Raw genomic sequence first — 20,324 nt, 5'->3', positions numbered from 1 at the left:
AGTATATATTTTTAGTGGGAAACATTATAAATTACATAAGGAGGCATAGAATTAAATCAGCGGTTATTGTTATTTTATTAATTGCTTATCTATTTTGTTTACCAAGTCAACTTTTTAAAGACCCTACGGCAACAGTAATAACAAGTTCGAACAATGACTTGTTGGGTGCACAAATAGCGAAAGATGGGCAATGGCGGTTTCCGCATAACGATTCCATTCCAGAAAAATTTAGAACGTGTATTGTTCAGTTTGAAGACGAATATTTTTATAAGCATCCTGGGTTTAATCCTATTTCTATTTTTAAAGCATTACTCGGAAATTTAAAATCTGGAAGTGTAAAACGAGGCGGGAGTACCTTATCACAACAGGTAATTCGATTATCTAGGAAAGGTAAACAGCGCACGTATTTTGAGAAGTTTAAAGAATTAATTTTAGCAACTAGACTTGAGCTTAGGGAAAGTAAGGAAGCTATTTTAGCTTATTATTCTAGTAATGCGCCTTTTGGTGGCAATGTAGTAGGGCTTGATGCTGCCTCGTGGCGCTATTTTAATAGGAATGCTAATGAATTGTCTTGGGCAGAAAGTGCTACCCTTGCTGTTTTACCAAATGCGCCAAGTTTAATTTATCCAGGTAAAAACCAAGAGCATTTATTAAAAAAGCGAAATCGTCTTTTAAAAAAACTTTTAAACCACTCAATTATTGATTCACTTACCTATAACCTTTCTATCGCCGAAGGTTTACCTCAAAAACCATATCCTTTACCACAAACAGCACCTCACTTATTGCAAAAAGTAGCTCAGAAATATTACGGCAAACGGATTCAAACAACCATTAACTCCAAACTTCAAGTACAGGTAAATCATATTGTTAAAATGCATTATAATCAATTAAGCCAGAATGAAATTTACAATGCTGCCGTTTTAGTTTTAAATGTAAAAACAAGGCAGGTTTTAGCTTATGTTGGAAATACGCCAACCGATAAAGCCCACCAAAAGGATGTAGATATTATTGATAAACCTAGAAGTACAGGGAGTATTTTAAAGCCTTTTTTATACGCCTCTATGTTAGACTCTGGAGATTTGCTTCCTAATACTTTGGTTGCCGATGTGCCTACTCAATTTGGAAGTTATAATCCAGAAAATTATGATAAAACTTATGATGGTGCAGTTCCGGCAAGTCATGCTTTATCACGTTCTTTAAATGTTCCTGCTGTTAGAATGTTACAACAGTTTGGATTGGATAGATTTTATCATTATTTGAAGCAATTAAAACTTAAGGATTTAAAATATAATGCGAATCATTATGGATTATCGTTGGCTTTGGGTGGCGCAGAAAGTAACCTTTGGGATTTATGTAAAAGTTATGCGGCTTTATCTTCTACCTTAAATCATTTTTCTGAAAATTCAAGTGAATACTTTTCAAATGAGTTTTGCGAACCCACTTTTTTGGTTTCTGAAAGTATTGATTTTGGGATTAAAACTTCTGATAAAACGCTGTTTGATGCTGCTTCAATCTTTTTAACTTATCAAAGTTTAAAAGAAGTTAATAGACCTGAAAGTGATGAAAGTTGGGAATTTTTTGACGGCTCAAAACAAATTGCTTGGAAAACTGGTACAAGTTTTGGGTTTCGTGATGCTTGGGCTATTGGAACTACCAAAGATTACGTAGTTGGTGTTTGGGTTGGAAATGCAGATGGCGAAGGTCGCCCTGGTTTAGTTGGTGTGCAAACGGCTGCGCCAATTTTATTTGATGTTTTTGATGTATTATCAAATAGCGATTGGTTTGCAAAACCTTTTGATGAAATGCAAGCCGTTACTATTTGTAAACAAAGTGGTCATCGGGCTTCACTTAATTGTGATGTTACAGAAGAAAAATATATTCAAGTTAGCGGGTTGAAAACAAAACCTTGCCCTTATCATATTTTAGTTCATGTTGATAAAAATGAAATTTTTCAAGTCAATTCTTCTTGCGAAGATTTGGATAATATTGAGCATAAATCTTGGTTTGTGTTACCGCCATTAATGGCTTATTATTATAAAACTAAGAATCCGTTTTACAAACCTTTACCAAAATACAGAGCTGATTGTTTAGGTGATAATTCTGTTTCTATTGATTTTATTTATCCGAAAGCGAATAACATCATCTTTTTACCTAAAGATTTTGATGGAGAAATAAACAACCTCATCTTGAAAATAGCACACTCAAAGCCTGAAAGTACTGTGTTTTGGTATGTTGATGAAACCTTTATTGGCAGCACCAAGGATATTCACGAATTAGCCGTAAAACCAAAAGCAGGAAAACATTTAATTACTGTGGTTGATGAGTTTGGGAATGAGGCGAAACGAAAGTTTGAAATTTCGAATTAGTCCATTTTCAACATTATCTTAACGGGAATCCTTTACCAGCCCACCAAGGATGGATTTCAATTTCTAATCTTCCTGCAATAACCATAGGGTCAGAATTGGCTAAGCTATCTGCCATTTTTAGTGTTGGTACGTTATAGATTGTAACGCCTCTCATATTGCCATCATCTCCAAAAGGGCCTGAGATATCAGCATAACCCATGTCGTACATCTTTCCTAAATGTTCCATGTGTAATTTTTGAAGTTCTGCAGATTCTTCTTCATTTTGCCCACGAATTGGCCCTCTCTTTAAAAAAGCCATAAAATATTGTTGCATTAAAATAGTGTCTTTAGTTTTCTCATCAACATAATCAAAGGTTTTAAAGCCCTTGGCTGTAAGTTCTTCTTTAATTTGTTTTATTGTTTTTGGCAAAACTGTTTCAATGGCTTTTTTTGACTCAATTGCTATAGAATCTTTAATTTTGCTTGCAACGACTTTAATATCTTCATTTATATCAGACAAGGTAGCTTTTGATTCTTCTTTACAAGAAAATAAAATCAAGCTTAATGTGAAAAATAATAATGTCTTTTTCATGAGTTTTTGTTTTTTATAAATTATTACCCCATGTGTTATAGGGTTGCTTACTTAATTGCGAATTATAATATTTTATTTCTCCCGACACTTCTTTTCCTAACCAACTTGGTTTTTCAAAAGTATCTTCTTCATTATCCAATTCTATTTCGGCAATAATTAATCCTTCATTATCTCCAAAAAAAGTGTCGACTTCAAAAATGTGATGTCCTACTTTTATTTCATAACGCATTTTATCAATAACTCCAGGTTCACACAAATTTAATAATTCTTGAGCTTCTGTTTTAACAATCTCTTTTTCCCATTCAAAACGAGATAGCCCATTTTTTGAGGATTCTCCTTTTATAGTTAAATAGCCCAACTCACCTTTTAGTCTAACCCTAACTGCTCTTTGTTTATGCGAGTTTAAATAACCTTGAATAATTCTAGTTGACTTAAAGGCTTCTTTTTTAAAGGTTTCCGAAGTCACTAAAAATTTGCGTTCAATTTCTATCATTTAGTATCTAAATCTTATTTTAGTTAAAGGTATTTATTGTATAAATTTACGTTATGTCAACCAATTTACCGTTACGAAAAATTATTCATGTAGATATGGATGCCTTTTATGCTTCTGTAGAACAAATGGATAACCCAGATTTAAAAGGTAAAGCTATTGCTGTTGGTGGTGGCGGAAAGCGAGGTGTGGTAAGTGCTGCAAGTTATGAGGCCAGAAAGTTTGGCGTAAAAAGTGCTATGGCTGGGCGTTTAGCCGCTAAACTTTGTCCAGAATTAATTTTTGTGAGACCACATTTTGAGAGATATACTGAAATATCAAAAAAAATTAGAAAAATATTTTATGATTATACCGATTTGGTTGAACCCCTATCGCTTGATGAAGCCTATTTAGATGTTACTAAAAATAAAAAAGGAAACCCAAGTGCCTCTTTAATTGCTGAAGAGATTCGTGCACGTATTTTAAATGAAGTTGGATTAACCGCATCAGCAGGTATTTCCATTAATAAATTTATTGCTAAAGTAGCCAGTGATTATAATAAACCTAACGGGCAAAAAACGGTTAATCCAGAAGAAGTTCTTGAGTTTTTGGAAAAATTAGACATTAGAAAATTCTATGGCGTTGGTAAGGTTACTGCTGAAAAAATGTATCAAAAAGGCATTTTTACAGGATTGGATTTGAAGCAAAAATCTTTAGAATATCTAGATGAAAACTTTGGAAAATCTGGTAGGTATTACTATTACATTGTAAGAGGTATTCAAAACAGCGAAGTAAAACCACATAGAACTCGAAAGAGTTTAGCTGCGGAGCGTACATTTAGTGAAAACCTATCTTCTGAGGTATTTATGCTTGAAAAATTAGAGCATATTGCAGAAGAGGTTTCAAGACGTTTACTAAAAAGTAAAGTGGCTGGAAAAACAGTAACCTTAAAAATAAAATATAGCGATTTTACTCTACAAACCCGAAGTAAAACATTGCCTTACTATATTAGTGATAAAAATGTAATTTTAGAAACCGCCAAAGATTTATTGTATCAAGAAAAAATGACTAATTCTGTGCGTTTACTTGGTATTTCTATGTCTAATTTAAATACTGAAAAAAAGAAAAAACCTGAATTGAAAAAGAGTGTTAGTGTACAGTTAAAATTTGAGTTTTAAATTTACATTAGAGATTAAAATTTGAATTGAAGTTGTCATTAAAAAAGAATAGTCTTATTATACATAAATGCATTACATCGATTTTTTTTTACTTTTAATCGATTATAAGTAAAAATATACTATCTTCCCCGAATCTAATTTTTATAAAAAATTTATAAACTGAAACAACTTAAACAAAACATTATGAAATGTAAATTATTAATACCAGTATTAGTCTTAATTATGACTTTTAGTAGCATTACTTCATGCTCTTCTGGATGTGACAATTCAAGACCAAGAGCAAAAATTACTAATAATGGAACAGATAAAGCGAGTGTTCAAATTAAAACATCTAATGGTAATACTGAAAATATTAATAACATAGAAACAGGAACAGTATCTGATTGGGTATATTATGATGCTGGCCAAATTGAGTATACTGTTGAAATACAAGGTGAAGCTAATCCTATAGAAATTAATGTAAATATGAGCACATGTTTTGAATATAATATAATTATTGACGATCAAAATAATGTCACTTCTGTTCCTACAGAAAGGGAATAATAAAAAATCAAAATATATTTTAAAAAGCGCCATTATGGCGCTTTTTGTGTTTAATTTTAATGGAGTAGCACAAGTAAACGGGATAAACTATGGAAGCTCTTATTTTAAATTAGAAGATAACCAATTGGTTATTTATGAGAGACCTAACTCGATGCGAAAATAGTAATTCCTAAAACGCAACTTACGGTAGAAAGAGAATCAGAGCCTATAAAAATTGCCCATTTCATATGTTCTTTGGATTAAAAAAAAATCTTATTATTTAAAAAGATATAGTGGATAGCACAACCCTTGTGGAAACACACTAAAAACATTAATCTTGATCGTTAGCAAACCATTCTGCGAAACTTGTGGCTGTTTCTTGGAGTTTTAAGGAATGTAGTTTTATGTTTTCTGGAAGGCGTGCTTTTATTTTTTTTGAAAAGTCTATAACCATCATTTCACTGGTGGGTTGGTAGTCAACTAATAATACATTATGCCCGCGGTCTTTTAGTTCTTTGGCAAGTTCTATGTGTGGGGTGTTTTTATTGAATACAGTGGCATGGTCAAATACATTAACAATTTCTTCTTTTACAATTTTTTTGAGGTCGCCAAAGTCAATAACCATCCCATATTTTACATTGGAAGTATCGGTAATGGGTTTGCCAATAACGGTAACGTATAGACGGTAGCTGTGGCCGTGCACGTTTTTACATTTTCCGTCGTAGCCGTAAAGCGCATGACCGGTTTCAAAAGAGAATTGTTTTGTGATGCGAATGTTGTTTTCCATTATCTTCTTTTTCTTTTATTTACAAAGTAAACGATGATTAAAACTAAACCGAGAATTAGAAATAATCCGTTTCCGCTGAGGAATGACATGATGTCCATAGTGCTTGTTTATTGATTTCTTTTTTTATTATATCTGTACATTAAATAGGCTAGTGCTACTAGAATGACAAAGGGTAGCATGGAACTAATGAAAACACCAATTTCGTAACCTTTATCGGGTGCGTTTTGCATTTTTTTTTCAATATCTACTTGCTGTAATAAAGCAATAAATAGAGCCATAATATTTAAAATGTGCATTATGCACCAAAGTTAAGTTTTTTGAGCAAGTGACATAAATATTTTCCTAAATTTTATAATAAGAGGAATACCACGGGCAATAATCCAAAATGTGATGGCTATAAATATAGCGTGAAGTTTATAATCTAAGCTATCTAGCCAGAATAGTATTGGTAAAAAAACAAGGAAGGTTGAAAATAAAAGCACATTTCTTAAGTATTTCATTTTACCTAAGCCTTTAAAAATACCATCGAAAATAAAGGCTAAAGTACATAAAGGTTGCATAACCAAAACAAGCCAGAATACATTATAAAATACTTTTAAAACTTCAGGCTCTTTTGTGAATATACGCCCGATTGGATAATAGAACAATGCGCCTAATAAGCCTAAAACAACGCCAATAATAACACTGTATTTTATGAGTTTATTACTTAATGCAATTAAAGTTGAATAGGCTTTTGCTCCAAACAATTTACCTGATAAAATGTTACCTGCACTTGCGTAACCATCGACAATAAAAGCACCTAGAAACCATAAATTTATAGCTATGGTATAGGCTGCAATATATTTGGCGCCATAGCTGGTTGCAAATGCGCTGGCATAGTAGAGGGTTACGTTTAAAGCAATGGTTCTTATAAATAAATTAAGAATCATTAAAATAAATCGTTTTATTTCTGGGTTGAAAGGGAAACTAGGTTTTAAAGGAATACTAGTTTTTTTAAGTAAGAAGTATGCTGAAAATGCAGCCATTAGCATTTGGGCAATTACGCTTGCGTAAGCGGCACCTTCAATATGCATGGGTTCTATATAGCCATTTATGCCATAAACTAAAATAATATCTAATATGATATTTGAAGTTGCTCCAATAATGGCAATTATCATAGGGTAATAAGTGTTTTGTAAACCACGAAATGCACCGAAAACAGCTATGGTAAATAAGGTAAACGGAAACCCTAACACACGTATCTTATAATAAATAACTGAATAATCTAAGATTAAATTAGTGGCATTGTAAAGTTTAAATATTTGTTTAGCCAATGGGTATGTGCTAAAAATAATAAGAATACTTAATGAGGTTACAATAAAAATAGCTTGCGAAGGCAAGTTTTTAATTTGCTCTAATTTATTAGCACCAACATATTGCGATACAATGGAGGAAATAGCGCTTCTGGTTTGACCTAAAACCCATATTAACATCGACATGAAAGTGGTTACAATACCAACTGCTGCTAAAGATTCTGTTGCATTAAGATTAATGTTTCCAACTATAGCAGCATCGGTTAATGACAGGATAGGTTCGGACACTCCAGATATTAAAGCTGGAATAGCTAATTTATTTATATGTTTTAGACTGATATTTATGCTCACAAGACTAATTCGTAACAATGAAAAGGATGTTCACTTTGTTTAGGGAAATAAATATCTCCAAGTTTTTTGTATCCGCGAAGTTCGTAAAATTTTTGGTTTCTTTTATTTTTCGAAAAAGTATCTAGTCTAACAGATTGATACTTATTTTCGTGCGCATAATTTTCTGCAAACTCCATGAGTTGTTGAGCATAGTCTTTGCTTTGGTGTTTAGGATGTACTGCAAGACGATGGATATAAATATTATTTTTATTTGCTGTTAGCCAAGAGATGGGAATATATTCTTCGTCCATAAAAGTAGAAATAGTTACGCATCCTAAAATTTTATTTTGAATTTCTAAAACATATAATTCATTACGGTTTGCGTCATTTGTAAAAGGTGTTTTATTAGGGTAGAATTCATTCCATTGAAAAATATTATTTGAAATCATATTCATTGCACAGGCTTTTGTGATTTTCAAAATATCGTCTATATCCTTTAAAGTTCCTTTTCGAATCATTTAATTATTATACTTTTGCTTCAAATTTATTGTAAATTTAGTTTTTTAAACTTATTAGGTATGAAGAATATTTTAGTTCCAGTTGGATCATCAAAAAATGCATTAAGCCATTTGCAGTATGCTGTGGATTTTGCTAGAGCTTTTGATGCAAAACTTTTTGTAGTGCAAGTGTATAATGTATATACGAAAGCAGGTACTATGATTAAAGTTGACCAAATTATAGAAAGAGAAAGTAAAGCTTTTTTAGATGATTTGGTTTCGCAATTAGACAGAAAAGGGGTAGATATTATTGTAAGAACTTTAAAAGGAAAATTAGTTGATACTCTGGAATTAGCATGTAAATCAGCAAATGTTGATTTAGTTTTAATTGAGCCTAGAACAAACTCGATTAAGGAAGAGGTGTATTTAGGAAAAACATCAGGTAAAATTGTTAAACAAATGGATGTTCCAGCTTTAATAGTTCCTGAAGGCTATAAGTTTACACCGCCTTCGAGTATTTTAATGGCTATTAAATCGGCTATTATTAAAAAGAAGAATGTTTTAAAACCGCTAACTGATATTAAGGATAAATTTAAAGCTACTACAGATTTATTATTGGTAAAAACACCATATCATAATAAAGGAGATTTTGAAATAAATGAAGAATTAAAATCTGTTGCTAGTAGTATTACCGAAACCGAAAACCCTACAACATTTCAAGGCGTGTTATTACATTTTAAATCTCACGAACCAAATATGCTTTGTGTTGTTAGAAGAAAACGCGGTTTTTTTGTAAAAAAATGGGAGAAAAACACCATCATAAAAAGGGATTTCTATAGTAAAGTACCTGTTTTGGTATTGAGTGGCTTAAAGTAATTAAACGGGGATGTAGCTCAGTTGGCTAGAGCGCTTGACTGGCAGTCAAGAGGTCGACGGTTCGAATCCGTTCTTCTCCACAATAAAAAAAGCAACATCAGAAGATGTTGCTTTTTTTATTAAAATCAGTATCGTAATACGTTGTAGCATCTTTAAGAGCCAAGTTTAGCTTTTCTTCCTCTTTGTTAATTCTATTTGTATCCCAATTTAAATATTCTGAAATATCTTTTATAATTATAGTTTTGTATTGTTTAATACTTTCAATATCAAAATACAATCTCCCCGTACGCCTTATAAAAAAATCGTTTATACTATTTACCATTTCAAAATGAACACTGTACCAAAGTTCGGCTCGGATTAGGTTTTCTAAACCACTATCAGAATTAAATCTTTTTGATTTTTCAATGATAATATTAGCTTGTTTGCCATAAAAAGAGCACAAATACCAGGAGTGATAAATATCTGTAATACCTAAGCCAGATAATTGTTTTTCTATATATTTTTGATAATCTTCCACCTCATCATTAGATGTAAGTGATGGATTTACCAATGCCATAGTTTCAGTTGTCGAGTTTTCAAACCTAAATTTATCCTCTTCTGTATTATACGTTTTTAAAACAGCATCTAAAGCCCTGTAAGCCATTTTTCTGTAGCCTGTAAGCTTACCGCCAGCCATTGATATTAAACCACTATCAGATACAAATATTTCGTCTTTTCGAGATAATTCTGAAGCAGACTTATTGTCTTCATGAATTAAAGGGCGTAACCCCGCCCAGTTAGATTCAATGTCATCAATAGTTAAGTTTACTGTTTTAAACATATTATTCACAGCACTTAAAAGATACTTAGCATCTGCTTTTGTAGTAACTACCCGATCTAAATTTCCATAATAATCAGTGTCTGTAGTACCAACATAAGTTACGCGCCCTCTCGGAATTGCAAATACCATTCTGCCATCTGGTACATCAAAATAAATAGATTGTTTAACGGGTAATTTTTCAAATGCAAATACAAGATGAACACCTTTTGTAAGATGAAGTCGTTTTTTATTTGTTGAATTGTCTTTTTTAAGAACTTGGTCTACCCAAGGACCTGTAGCCGATACATAATTTTTAGCTTTTATTGTAAATATGCTTTCAGAGTTAAGATCTTTGGAATTAAGACTTTCTATTTTAGATTGACTATCGTAATTAAAAGATGTCATTTCACAATAATTTATAATAGTAGCACCTAAAGTAGTTGCCTTTTTTAAAATTTCAATAGTTAATCGTGCATCATCTGTTCGGTACTCAGCATAAAGACCCCCTCCAATAACAGTTTGTTTATCTAGTAAAGGTTCTTTGTGTAATGTTTCTGCTTTATCGAGCATTTTTCGTCTATCATCACCCTTAACATCTGCTAGAAAATCATATACTTTTAAACCCAAAGCGGTCATTAGTTTTCCATAAGTTCCTCCTTCAATTAACGGTAGTAACATTTTTTGAGGTGTTACTAAATGTGGTGCTAAGTTGTGGACAATGGCACGTTCTGAACCAGATTCACGAACCAAACTAATTTCAAAGTTTTTTAAATAGCGTAAACCGCCATGTATAAGTTTTGTAGATTTATTGCTTGTGCCAGAAGCGAAATCGTTTTTCTCTATAAGACAAACTTTTAGCCCTCTAGCTGTAGCATCTAAAGCAATGCCTGCACCAGTAATACCACCACCAATAATAGCCAAATCAAAAGTTTCTGCAGCTAGTTTAGCTATTTGAGATGATCTATGTAAAACTGAAAATTTTGATGCTTGCACTATATAATTATTTATTTGAAAAAAGTAATCATTTTTTCAGTTGTTATTTTTAACTCCTTAGAAATATGCTCGTTGTTCCAGGGATGTTTTGTATTAAATACATGGTCCGCGCTTTTAATAATTGCTAACCGACTTTTTGAATTCCATTGATGAAGTTGATGCGCTTCATCAATTAATACACTTTTATCCTTGTCACCATGAATAATCAGGTATGGAATTTTCAAATTAGAAACAGCGCGCTTTATTGTAAGTCTTTCTTCATTTTTAATAAAATCTTCATGAAATTGGTAATAATGAGGCATTTGCTGTTTTGTACGTCCGTTTAAAACATATTTAACACCATCTTTTTTCCATTGTTCTAAGTCGCCTATTGTTGATGTTCTTTTTCCAAAACTAGAAACACCTGCAACACTTATAACTTTATTTATTCGGTTATCTTCTTCGGCTTTTATAGTAACAATACCACCCGCTCTACTATGCCCAATTAAGTTTATATTGTTCAAATCAGCATCATTTTTAAACTTAGAGTTTGAACATATCCAATCTATTACACTTTCTAAATCATCTAATTCTTTTGTATAGTTATTGTCCCCAAAAGCCTCTAAATCTGGAAAATCAATAGGTTGCTCTATTGTACCACCATTATGTGAAAAGTTGAATTTTACAAAAAAGAATCCAGCACTAGCAAATGCTTTTGCCATTAAATTCCAAGCGCCCCAATCCTTAAAACCTTTGTAACCATGACAAAATATAACGATGGTTTTAGGTTTTGAGTCATCTTTATAAAAAACATCAGTTAGGATTGCTTTTTCGTGTTTACCGTGTACTATTATATTTTTTAAAATTTTCATGTTTATACTTCTTTTTCGGTAAAATTGATATTAGGATTACAAATTTCTAAAATAAGCGCTTTTAATTCTATTTCAAATGCGTCAATAGTTTCTGTTGTAATCAAAGTGTCTTTCTTTCCTCTTGTACTCTCCTTTTTAGTAAATTTTAAAAAACCTGAATTTAAGTTTTTAAACGAAATAATTCCAGCTTCAATAGGCAGATTGATTATGTTAGATTTATGCATCATATATGCATAAGTTAGAATTTGAAAACTTTTACTGTACTTTTTATAATCTGTTGTAATATCTTCCCAATTAACTATTTCTACTTGATTTTGCTGGACATTTCCCGTTTTATAATCTATTATTCGGGTTATACCGTTGTACTCATCGACTCTATCAACTTTGCCTTTAAGTCTTATAGGGTAATTAATTTCAGGAATATTAATTTCAATATTGTTATCTGCTTCAATGGCTATAATTTTTATCTGGTCTCCTGCTTTTATAGTTTTTATTTCAAGGTCTAAAAAATTAGATACATAACGTTTTGCTATTTCATAAATAATAAGATTTTTTCCTTTTGTTATATCTCCTTCTTTGTATTCATTTTTAAAATGACAAGTTACTCTTTCTTCAATATTAAGTTTTAATTTTTTAATATCTTCAATAGTTAAAATTTTACCGATTAGTGGTTTGTAAAAGTCCTCTAATGTGTTGTGTACAACTGTACCTAATGTATTTGCGGCAACGGTTTCTTCAACATCAATATGCTCCTTTATTTTTAAAATTTTTTGATAATAAAAATCAATTGGGTTTCTAATATAATTTGTTAACGATGATGGCGAAAACCCATCATTAGCTACTTGAATTAGCTGTTGTTGTAATGCGCTATTCTTTTTTACAGTGTTAACAACTGTTTTAATGGTAGGAACGTGAGGTGTTATAATTTTACTATGTATGCTGTGAATTCCCTCGAGTTCTAATTGCGTTATAAATCTACTTTTTTCTCCTCCAGTTAGTACATCTGCCTCTGTATTATATAATATGAAAATGTTTTTAGCGCGTTGTAAAAGTCTGTAAAAGTGATATGTATATACGGCGTCTTTTTCTTTGTAAGTTGGAAGTTGGTTTTCTAATTTAACATCAAAAGGAATAAATGAATTATTACTTTTACCTGCCGGAAGAATACCTTCGTTTACTGATGAAATAATAACGGTTTCAAAATCTAGAACTCTAGATTCTAGCATCCCCATAATTTGCAAACCTTGTAATGGTTCGCCTTGAAAATCTAAGGTTTCAGTGCTTAAAAGTTCTTTGTATACACTAAAAAGTGTTGCTATATCTTTAATATGATGATGCTCTGAATTTAGTCGTGTAAGTTCATTGAATAGTTCATTAAAACGAAATACATATTCTAATGGTAATAAGTTGGATGTTTTATTTTTAGTTAAAGAAACTTTTATAGCTAATATTAGTTTAGAGCAATTTTCTAAGGCAAATACAATTGAATTTTTCCAATTAGAAAATAATATATCTATGATTGAATTATTATTTATGGCTATTTTCTTTAGCCTTTCTTTGTTTAAATAAACCAGATTGTTTTTGTCTATAGTACTAATTATTATAGATGCGTAATCTACACCTTCAATATTAAATAAAGGTCTAACAAATTGATGCGATATTAAATTTACAACATCTTTATAGTAAAATGAATTTGAGTTTGCCTTATGTAATTGAAATAGAGTATTAAACAATAATGCTAGAGGGGTTGATTTTAGAGGAAAACCCATTGTAATATTTAATGCCTCAATAGAATTAGGGAGCGAATTAAGTACTGGAATAAGCAAATTTTCATCGCCTAATACAACGGCAGTATCCTTTAAAGATTTATTCCTTTCTTGTAATTTTTTTAAGAGTGTACCTATATGTTTGGCTTGGCCAATATTTTTGGGAACACCAAATACAGAAATATTTTTTTCCTTGGAATAATTTTCGGTTACCCAGTTAAAGGGATTGTTTTTATAGAATGCCCAACTATTTTTATGATGTCTAGTAAAAAGTGCTGCGTCATGCTTTTTATTAGTCATAAAAACACTGTCAATATCCCAATAAGTTTGTGCTAAATTGTTTTGAATTAATTCTTGAATAATTGTTTCTTCGGATGTGTTTAGTGCATTAAAACCTAAAAAAACATGTTTGCTTTCGAGGTTGTTTTGTATGTAAATTTCTAAATTATTAACAGCCTCTCTGTAAATTAAGCCTTGGTAGCCTATCTTTTTGCTTAGTAAGTGATCAGAAAAAGAATTGTAATACCCGTATAGTTTTTTCCAAAATGAAAGATAATTTTTAACAAAATCTGTTTTATTTTCTTCTAAGGACCAATGTTTTAAATCTTGAATGGCACTTAGATAATTAAAAATTTTTTCTTGAGGAATTAGGTAGCGATCTATTTCATTAAAATCCTGAAGTAATATTTGTCCCCAATTTGAAAACGACTCGAAAGTATCTAGGTTTTCTTTCTTTGTTAATTTGGTATAAATGGAATAAAATTCAAAAAGAAGTTCTGTGTTAGAAAGGGATTGTATTTGTGATAGTTCTTCTACAAATTCTTCTATACTTAAAATTTGTGGAGCAAATATGGTTTGGCTTACAATTTCTGAAAGTTGATGTTTTAAAAAAAGTCCGGCTCTTTTACTGGGAAGAATAAAGATTAGTTCTGAAAGATTTTGATTGTTAGTTTGTAAATCTTTTAAAACATCATGAATGAAAGTTGTCATTCTATAAAAATAAAAAACGCTTCGGATATCCGAAGCGTTTTTAGTAAACTTATTTAAAAAATTGTCTTAGCTTATTTTACTAAGTTAATTTCTACACGTCTGTTATTAGCTCTACCAGCTCTAGTTTTATTAGAATCAATTGGATTAGACTCTCCATATCCAAGAGCAGATAATCTGAAAGCATCAATACCATTTTGAATTAAGTATTCTTTAACAGAATTAGCTCTAGAATCAGATAGTCTTTGGTTAAGTTTTTCACTACCTACACTATCAGTATGACCTTCAACTGTAAATTTAGCTGTAGAGTATTCTTTAAGAATTCCAATAATATCAGCTAATACAGCTTCAGATTGAGCTTTTATAGTTGCTTTTCCTGTATCAAATAAAATTGTTTTAGCATACTCATTAAGAGTTGCTTGAACAGCTTCAGTTACTTCAGGACAACCGTTGTTAGCAACAGTTCCTTTAACATCTGGACATTTATCGTCTTTGTCTAAGACACTATCACCATCTTTATCAGCCCATGGACAACCATTATTAGCAGCAGGACCAGCTTCGTTAGGACATTTATCATCAGCATCAGTAACACCGTCACCATCAGCATCAGGACAACCATTTAAAGCTTTTAAACCAGCAACTGTAGGACAGTTATCTTTATTATCAGCAATACCATCACCGTCAGCATCAGGACATCCATTAAGTTCAGCTAAACCAGCTTCATTAGGACAATCATCTTTGCTATCTTCAATACCATCACCATCAGTATCAGGACATCCGTTAAAAGCTTCTAAACCAGCAACATCTGGACAAGCGTCATCTTTATCGTATATACCATCACCGTCAGTATCAGTTCCACCAAATTTGATAGAAATACCAGCTGTATGTTGGAAATGTGTATCTAAATAATCTTCAAAAGCATGTTTGTAACCTGCTTGATATGTAAAACCAACATTTTCACTAAACCATACATTGAAACCCAATGCACCATTTACTGTACCAGCACCAACTTCATCAACCCAAGTGTAACCACCTCCAACACCAATAAATGGATCGAAAGTTTTTCCTTCTCGGAAGTTGTATTTAATTGTACCATCTAATCCGTAGTATGACCAATCATCTACCTCATTAGCTGTGTCAGGAGTAGCACCAGTGTCTCCGTATTTCTCTATTTTATTTAATGATCCAGCTAATCCAAAAGAAAAACCATCACTTAAATACTTAGATACAGAGATTGTGGATAAAGAAGGTAAAATGTTCCAGTGATCGGCTGCGTTAAAGAGTTCTTCACCGAAAGATTCACTAGCGAAGCCACCTTTAGAAAGCTCTCCACCTCCAGTAGGATAGAAATCAACTGCGTTTACCCCAATAGTAATTTGCCATGGGTTGTTTTGGTCTTGCGCATTAGCGTTGCTATAACCAAGTACAAGCAACATAGCGAACAATAATCTGCTAAGATTTTTCATATTCAAAAGTTTAATTTTTAAGTGTTAATTGTTTGCAAAAGTAAGTTGTTAAATGTTATTAACAAAGACAAATATATAAAAAAATAGGAGATATATGCAGTTCATCGACAGATCATAATGAATTTAGATAACGTTAAGCGCTTTTCCTACTTTAATAAAAGCATTGAGAGCCTTGTCTATATGTGATTTTGAATGGGCAGCAGAGAGTTGTACACGAATTCTAGCTTTTTCTTTTGGTACTACTGGAAAAAAGAACCCAATAACATAAATCCCCTCATCCAAAAGCATGTTTGCCATAGTTTGAGATAATTTTGCATCGTATAACATAACAGGAACAATAGCAGAGTCGCCATCTACGATATCAAAACCTGCAGATTTGATGCCTTTTTTGAAATAATTAGTATTCCACTCTAAGGTATCTCTAAGTTCAGTATTGTTTGCTAACATATCAAAAACCTTAATTGAAGCACCAACAATGGCGGGAGCTAACGAATTGGAAAACAAATAGGGTCTTGAACGTTGTCGTAACATATCAATAATTTCTTTTTTACCAGTAGTATAGCCTCCCATAGCACCTCCAAGGGCTTTACCAAGCGTACCTGTAATAATATCTATTCTATTTAAAACGTCTTTTTCTTCAAGAGTACCTCTACCTGTTTTTCCTATAAAACCAGTAGCATGACACTCATCAATCATAACCAAAGCATCATATTTATCGGCTAAATCACAAATTTTATCTAAAGGTGCAACTATACCATCCATGGAAAACACACCATCTGTAACTATTATTTTAAAACGGGCATCATTTTCATTTGCTGAAATGAGTTGTTTTTCTAAATCCGCCATATCGTTATTTTGGTAGCGATATCTTGCCGCTTTGCATAAACGAACTCCATCAATAATAGAAGCATGATTTAATGAATCAGATATAATAGCATCTTCTTTTCCAAGTAGTGGTTCAAAAACGCCACCATTAGCATCAAAGGCTGCGGCATATAGTATGGTGTCTTCAGTTTGATAAAAATCTGCTATTTTTTGCTCGAGTGTTTTGTGAATATCTTGCGTACCACAAATAAAACGCACCGAACTCATACCAAAACCATGTGTGTCCATAGTGTCTTTGGCAGCTTGAATAACATCTGGATGTGATGATAACCCTAAATAGTTATTAGCACAAAAATTTAAAACAGTTTTGCTAGTATTTAAAGTTATTTCGGCGCCTTGTGCAGAGGTAATTATACGTTCCTCTTTATAAAGTCCATTATTTTTTATGTCTTTAAGCTCTTCTTGCAGATGATTTTTCAGTTTTCCGTACATTTTATTGCGTTTTATGCAAATTTAAATATCTTTTACTAAAATATCATCATTTATATAGATAAGAATCTTCTTTTTAATTGTAATATTCATGGCTTCTAAAACATCTTGGTAAGATTGAAGTTGTTGCATGTGCTTTTTATCTTCTAACCCTGTTTTATAATCAATAATTACAGCTTCGTTATTGGCGTTTATTACAATTCTGTCGGGTCTTAAAATGATACCATCTTTTGAAATAATATCACGTTCATTATATATCTTGTAATTAGAAGTATAATAGTCTTGAAGTTTTGGATGCTGAACAATTGTTACGATAGTTTCTTTTAAGGATAAGGCTTGCTCTGTATTAAGAACTGAAGATTTTTGAAAACCGTTAATTGCAAAATCAACATCATCACTTGTTTTTATTTGAGCCATGATATTGTGAATAAGATTTCCTTTTTCGATAGCTTGTTGTTGCGTTGTGTCCCATAATAAACCAGATTTTGTAACGACTTTTATATTATGGGCTTCTTTTGCGGTTGAAATAAATGATTCTTGCTGAAAAATTTCTTTGTTTCTTTGTTTACTTTCTGAAGTTTTTATTGGGTTTCCAAAACTATATGTTTCTTCTGAATCATTCCAAATTCCTAAGTGTTGAAGGTAATTAATTAATAAACCTGAATATTTTTTGGTATTAATAACACCTTTTGATGAAATATCTTTAGTTGAAATAATATGCAACTGCTCAACTGCTCTTGTTAATGTAACATATAGTAAATTAATATTATCTAATTCCTGTTCAGATTGATGCTTGTTAAAAATACGGAGTCCTTCATCTCCATAATTCTCAAAATCTTTATTATAATTTAAAAGCGTATGAGAAAAGCCATTGTATTTTTCCTTATCTAAACTAAACCATTCTTTAGGTTCTAACTCCCTATAAATATCTAAATCGGCATAAGGAAAAACTACAACAGGAAATTCTAAACCCTTTGATTTATGAATAGTCATAATTTGAACTGCATTTTGACCTTGAGGAGAAATAATACTCAAACTTTCTTTTTTCTTATCAAAATAGTCTAAAAATCCTGTAATATCTGAGCCTTTTTTCAATGAAAAATCTAAAACTAGATCTAAATAAAATTGAATATATGCATTTGATTTTTTAACTAAATTGAAGTTTCTAACAATGGCTTCTGCCAACTCATAAAGCGGGAGTTGTAATAACATGTTACTATCAACAAATATGTTAAAAACATGCAAGTTTTTTAATAGTATTTCGGTTGAAAGGTTGATGTGTTTTGTAAAAAAATCGTGTTTATCTTCAATATTAAAAAGTGTTGTTAGGTAGTTTAAAACTTTAATTTTTATTTCGTTGTTTTCGGGCTGAATAAGAAGCCACAATAAATCATTAATAAAAACAACTTCAGGCGAATTATTAATTAATAAAGTCTCAGAAGAAATTATAGGGATTTTATGTTGGCTCAAATAATCAGCAACAGCCACGCCTTCTTTTTTCTTTCTGACTAAAACACAAATATCTTCAAGCTTAAAACCATTTTCTAAACAAGAGTTTATAGTTTTAAAAACCGTTTCAGGAAATAGCTCGTCTCTATTATCATCTTTATCTATATCTAAAAAAGTTAGGTTAACAAAACCTTCGTTTTCTTCAGTTATGTTTTGATGCGAATTTTGATATAAACTTCTATGGTCATCATGATTGAAAAACTGCTCAGATAAAAACTTAAAAAAGCCATTATTAAAGGTTATAATTTCTTTAAAACTTCTATAATTATCTTCTAAATTTTTTACAATTTGTTCTATTTGAAAAGGGAAAGTTTTTTTATTAAACAAATCCATAAACTGTTCCGCTTTTCCACCCCTCCAACGATAAATAGCTTGTTTAGCATCGCCTACTAACATACTGCTTCCGTTAATGCCAGATAGTGAGTTGTCTAATAAGGGTTTTAAATTCTGCCATTGCATGACAGATGTATCCTGAAACTCATCAATAAAATAATATTTAAATTTTTCGCCTAAACGCTCGTATATAAAAGGGGTGGGTTGGTCGGCAATTTCTTTACTAATAATAGTATTGAATTCTGAGATTAGCATCTTGTTTTGGTCAGCTTTTATTGTTGCCAACTCGTTATTGATAGCGTTTAAAACCGATAGCGGAGTTACATTTTTGTAAAAGGCTTTTAAAAACTTTTGATGAAATACATGAGCTTTAATGGTCTTGTAAAGGATTTCAATTTCTGGCAATATAGCATCAATTGTAACAGCTAATTCTGGGTTTAATGTTTTGTTATAAATTCCTTTTCTTTCAGAAATGTTTTCTTCTAATTTGTTGTCATAAATTTTTGAGAGCTCTAATTTTGAGACTTTCACAAAATGATTTGGTAAGGTACCTCTAGAAAAATCTTTATGCTCTAAACCAGCTTCTTCAATTAAGCTCAGTACTGTTTTAGCATTTCCAACAATAAGTCTTTCTAAACCTATAATTTCTTTTTTTAACTGTGCTTTAAGTCCTTTAAAATTATTTAATGTTTTGTCTTTTAGTGTTTTAATAAAGGGCAAGTCATTTTCACGTACTAGAAGTTTAGCAATTTTATTAAAATCAAAAGCGACGTCATAACTTTTATCATCATCTGCTTTTTCAATTGCAAAATCAACCAATACTTTTGTGAGTTCGTCATTATTACCGGCTTTATTAATTAAGCTATCAACAGCTTCGTTTAGCAATGAGTCCTGATCTAATTCAACTTCAAAATTTAAAGGTAATCTTAAATCGTAAGCAAAAGTTCTAATTAATTTATGTGTAAAACCATCAATCGTAGAAATATCAAAAGCAGCATAGTTGTGCAATATAGTATTTAGTAAATGCTTAGATTTTTCATGAAGTACAATTGGATTCATCTGTAATTCTTTAGAAATATCTAAAAACATATCAATAGGTTTTTCAATATTATCTTCGGAAGAAAACTTTTTTAAGTTTTCGATAATTCGAGCTTTCATTTCTGAAACAGCCTTATTAGTAAAGGTAATAGCAAGAATGCGTTTAAAGGGTTCTGGATGATTTGATTGAAATAAAATTTTTAAATATTCTTTTACTAGCGTATACGTTTTTCCGCTACCAGCCGAAGCATTATAAATAGTAAAAGGATGAGTTTTTTGCATAAGGCATGATTTGCTTACAAGATAAAAACTATCAATGGTTTCATAACAATTTATTATTTTTAAATGACCTGTTTTATATGTAAGTTTGAAAGAAATTA

The 20,324-nt window shown here is 31.3% G+C and carries 16 protein-coding genes and 1 tRNA gene; 5 read left to right on the top strand and 12 right to left on the bottom strand.

Annotated elements, in window-relative coordinates; translation table 11 throughout:
• The first annotated feature begins 14 nt into the window (after nt 1-14).
• Nucleotides 15-2,366, top strand: a complete 2,352-nt coding sequence (gene pbpC / locus Q0870_RS01380) for a penicillin-binding protein 1C (protein WP_298550357.1) — start codon at nt 15-17, stop codon at nt 2,364-2,366.
• A 13-nt stretch (nt 2,367-2,379) separates the two neighbouring features.
• Here the strand turns inward: pbpC and Q0870_RS01375 are convergent, their stop codons facing one another.
• Both Q0870_RS01375 and Q0870_RS01370 read right to left on the bottom strand, forming a co-directional pair.
• A complete protein-coding gene (locus tag Q0870_RS01375) occupies nt 2,380-2,937 on the bottom strand; it encodes a hypothetical protein (protein ID WP_298550355.1) in 558 nt (185 codons plus the stop codon).
• A 13-nt stretch (nt 2,938-2,950) separates the two neighbouring features.
• Nucleotides 2,951-3,430 carry a CYTH domain-containing protein gene (locus tag Q0870_RS01370; RefSeq protein WP_298550353.1) on the bottom strand — a complete coding sequence of 160 codons (480 nt, stop codon included), beginning with the start codon at nt 3,428-3,430 and terminating at the stop codon, nt 2,951-2,953.
• Between the two features lie 53 nt (nt 3,431-3,483).
• Between Q0870_RS01370 and dinB the strand changes: the two genes are divergently transcribed.
• Nucleotides 3,484-4,584 (top strand): DNA polymerase IV, encoded by a 1,101-nt coding sequence (gene dinB / locus Q0870_RS01365; RefSeq protein ID WP_298550350.1) that lies wholly within the window; start codon nt 3,484-3,486, stop codon nt 4,582-4,584.
• Between the two features lie 183 nt (nt 4,585-4,767).
• The gene (locus tag Q0870_RS01360; protein ID WP_298550348.1) at nt 4,768-5,127 is read left to right on the top strand and encodes a hypothetical protein; all 360 of its coding nucleotides are present in this window, start codon (nt 4,768-4,770) and stop codon (nt 5,125-5,127) included.
• A 310-nt stretch (nt 5,128-5,437) separates the two neighbouring features.
• Here the strand turns inward: Q0870_RS01360 and Q0870_RS01355 are convergent, their stop codons facing one another.
• From Q0870_RS01355 to Q0870_RS01340, 4 genes are all read right to left on the bottom strand, one after another.
• Entirely contained in the window at nt 5,438-5,893 is a 456-nt protein-coding gene (locus tag Q0870_RS01355) for a 6-carboxytetrahydropterin synthase (protein WP_298550347.1), read from the bottom strand.
• Nucleotides 5,894-6,000: 107 nt separating this feature from the next.
• The gene (locus Q0870_RS01350; RefSeq protein ID WP_298550345.1) at nt 6,001-6,189 is read right to left on the bottom strand and encodes a hypothetical protein; all 189 of its coding nucleotides are present in this window, start codon (nt 6,187-6,189) and stop codon (nt 6,001-6,003) included.
• 12 nt (nt 6,190-6,201) lie between these two features.
• The gene (locus Q0870_RS01345) at nt 6,202-7,536 is read right to left on the bottom strand and encodes an MATE family efflux transporter (RefSeq protein ID WP_298550343.1); all 1,335 of its coding nucleotides are present in this window, start codon (nt 7,534-7,536) and stop codon (nt 6,202-6,204) included.
• Nucleotides 7,533-8,033: a GNAT family N-acetyltransferase gene (locus Q0870_RS01340; RefSeq protein WP_298550342.1), complete on the bottom strand. Its 501-nt coding sequence runs from the start codon at nt 8,031-8,033 to the stop codon at nt 7,533-7,535. The genes Q0870_RS01345 and Q0870_RS01340 overlap by 4 nt, the downstream gene beginning before the upstream one ends.
• Nucleotides 8,034-8,093: 60 nt before the next feature.
• Between Q0870_RS01340 and Q0870_RS01335 the strand changes: the two genes are divergently transcribed.
• Nucleotides 8,094-8,888, top strand: coding sequence for a universal stress protein (locus Q0870_RS01335; protein WP_298550340.1), 795 nt, complete (start codon nt 8,094-8,096; stop codon nt 8,886-8,888).
• 6 nt (nt 8,889-8,894) lie between these two features.
• A tRNA-Ala gene (locus tag Q0870_RS01330) sits at nt 8,895-8,968 on the top strand.
• 17 nt (nt 8,969-8,985) lie between these two features.
• Here the strand turns inward: Q0870_RS01330 and Q0870_RS01325 are convergent.
• From Q0870_RS01325 to Q0870_RS01300, 6 genes are all read right to left on the bottom strand, one after another.
• Nucleotides 8,986-10,680, bottom strand: coding sequence for a glycerol-3-phosphate dehydrogenase/oxidase (locus Q0870_RS01325; RefSeq protein ID WP_298550339.1), 1,695 nt, complete (start codon nt 10,678-10,680; stop codon nt 8,986-8,988).
• Nucleotides 10,681-10,691: 11 nt separating this feature from the next.
• A complete protein-coding gene (locus Q0870_RS01320) occupies nt 10,692-11,531 on the bottom strand; it encodes an alpha/beta fold hydrolase (protein WP_298550336.1) in 840 nt (279 codons plus the stop codon).
• Between the two features lie 2 nt (nt 11,532-11,533).
• A complete protein-coding gene (locus Q0870_RS01315; protein WP_298550333.1) occupies nt 11,534-14,287 on the bottom strand; it encodes a PD-(D/E)XK nuclease family protein in 2,754 nt (917 codons plus the stop codon).
• Between the two features lie 71 nt (nt 14,288-14,358).
• Entirely contained in the window at nt 14,359-15,750 is a 1,392-nt protein-coding gene (locus tag Q0870_RS01310) for an OmpA family protein (protein ID WP_298550331.1), read from the bottom strand.
• 123 nt (nt 15,751-15,873) lie between these two features.
• Nucleotides 15,874-17,067: a glycine C-acetyltransferase gene (gene kbl / locus Q0870_RS01305; RefSeq protein ID WP_298550329.1), complete on the bottom strand. Its 1,194-nt coding sequence runs from the start codon at nt 17,065-17,067 to the stop codon at nt 15,874-15,876.
• Between the two features lie 21 nt (nt 17,068-17,088).
• Nucleotides 17,089-20,226 carry a UvrD-helicase domain-containing protein gene (locus Q0870_RS01300; RefSeq protein ID WP_298550328.1) on the bottom strand — a complete coding sequence of 1,046 codons (3,138 nt, stop codon included), beginning with the start codon at nt 20,224-20,226 and terminating at the stop codon, nt 17,089-17,091.
• Nucleotides 20,227-20,324 lie beyond the last annotated feature (98 nt).

This window comes from uncultured Algibacter sp., from assembly GCF_947487575.1.
In the GTDB taxonomy this organism is placed as follows: Bacteria; Bacteroidota; Bacteroidia; order Flavobacteriales; family Flavobacteriaceae; genus Algibacter_B.
The sequence above is the reverse complement of the archived record's forward strand: the minus strand, read 5'-3'. Positions and strand labels throughout refer to the sequence as shown.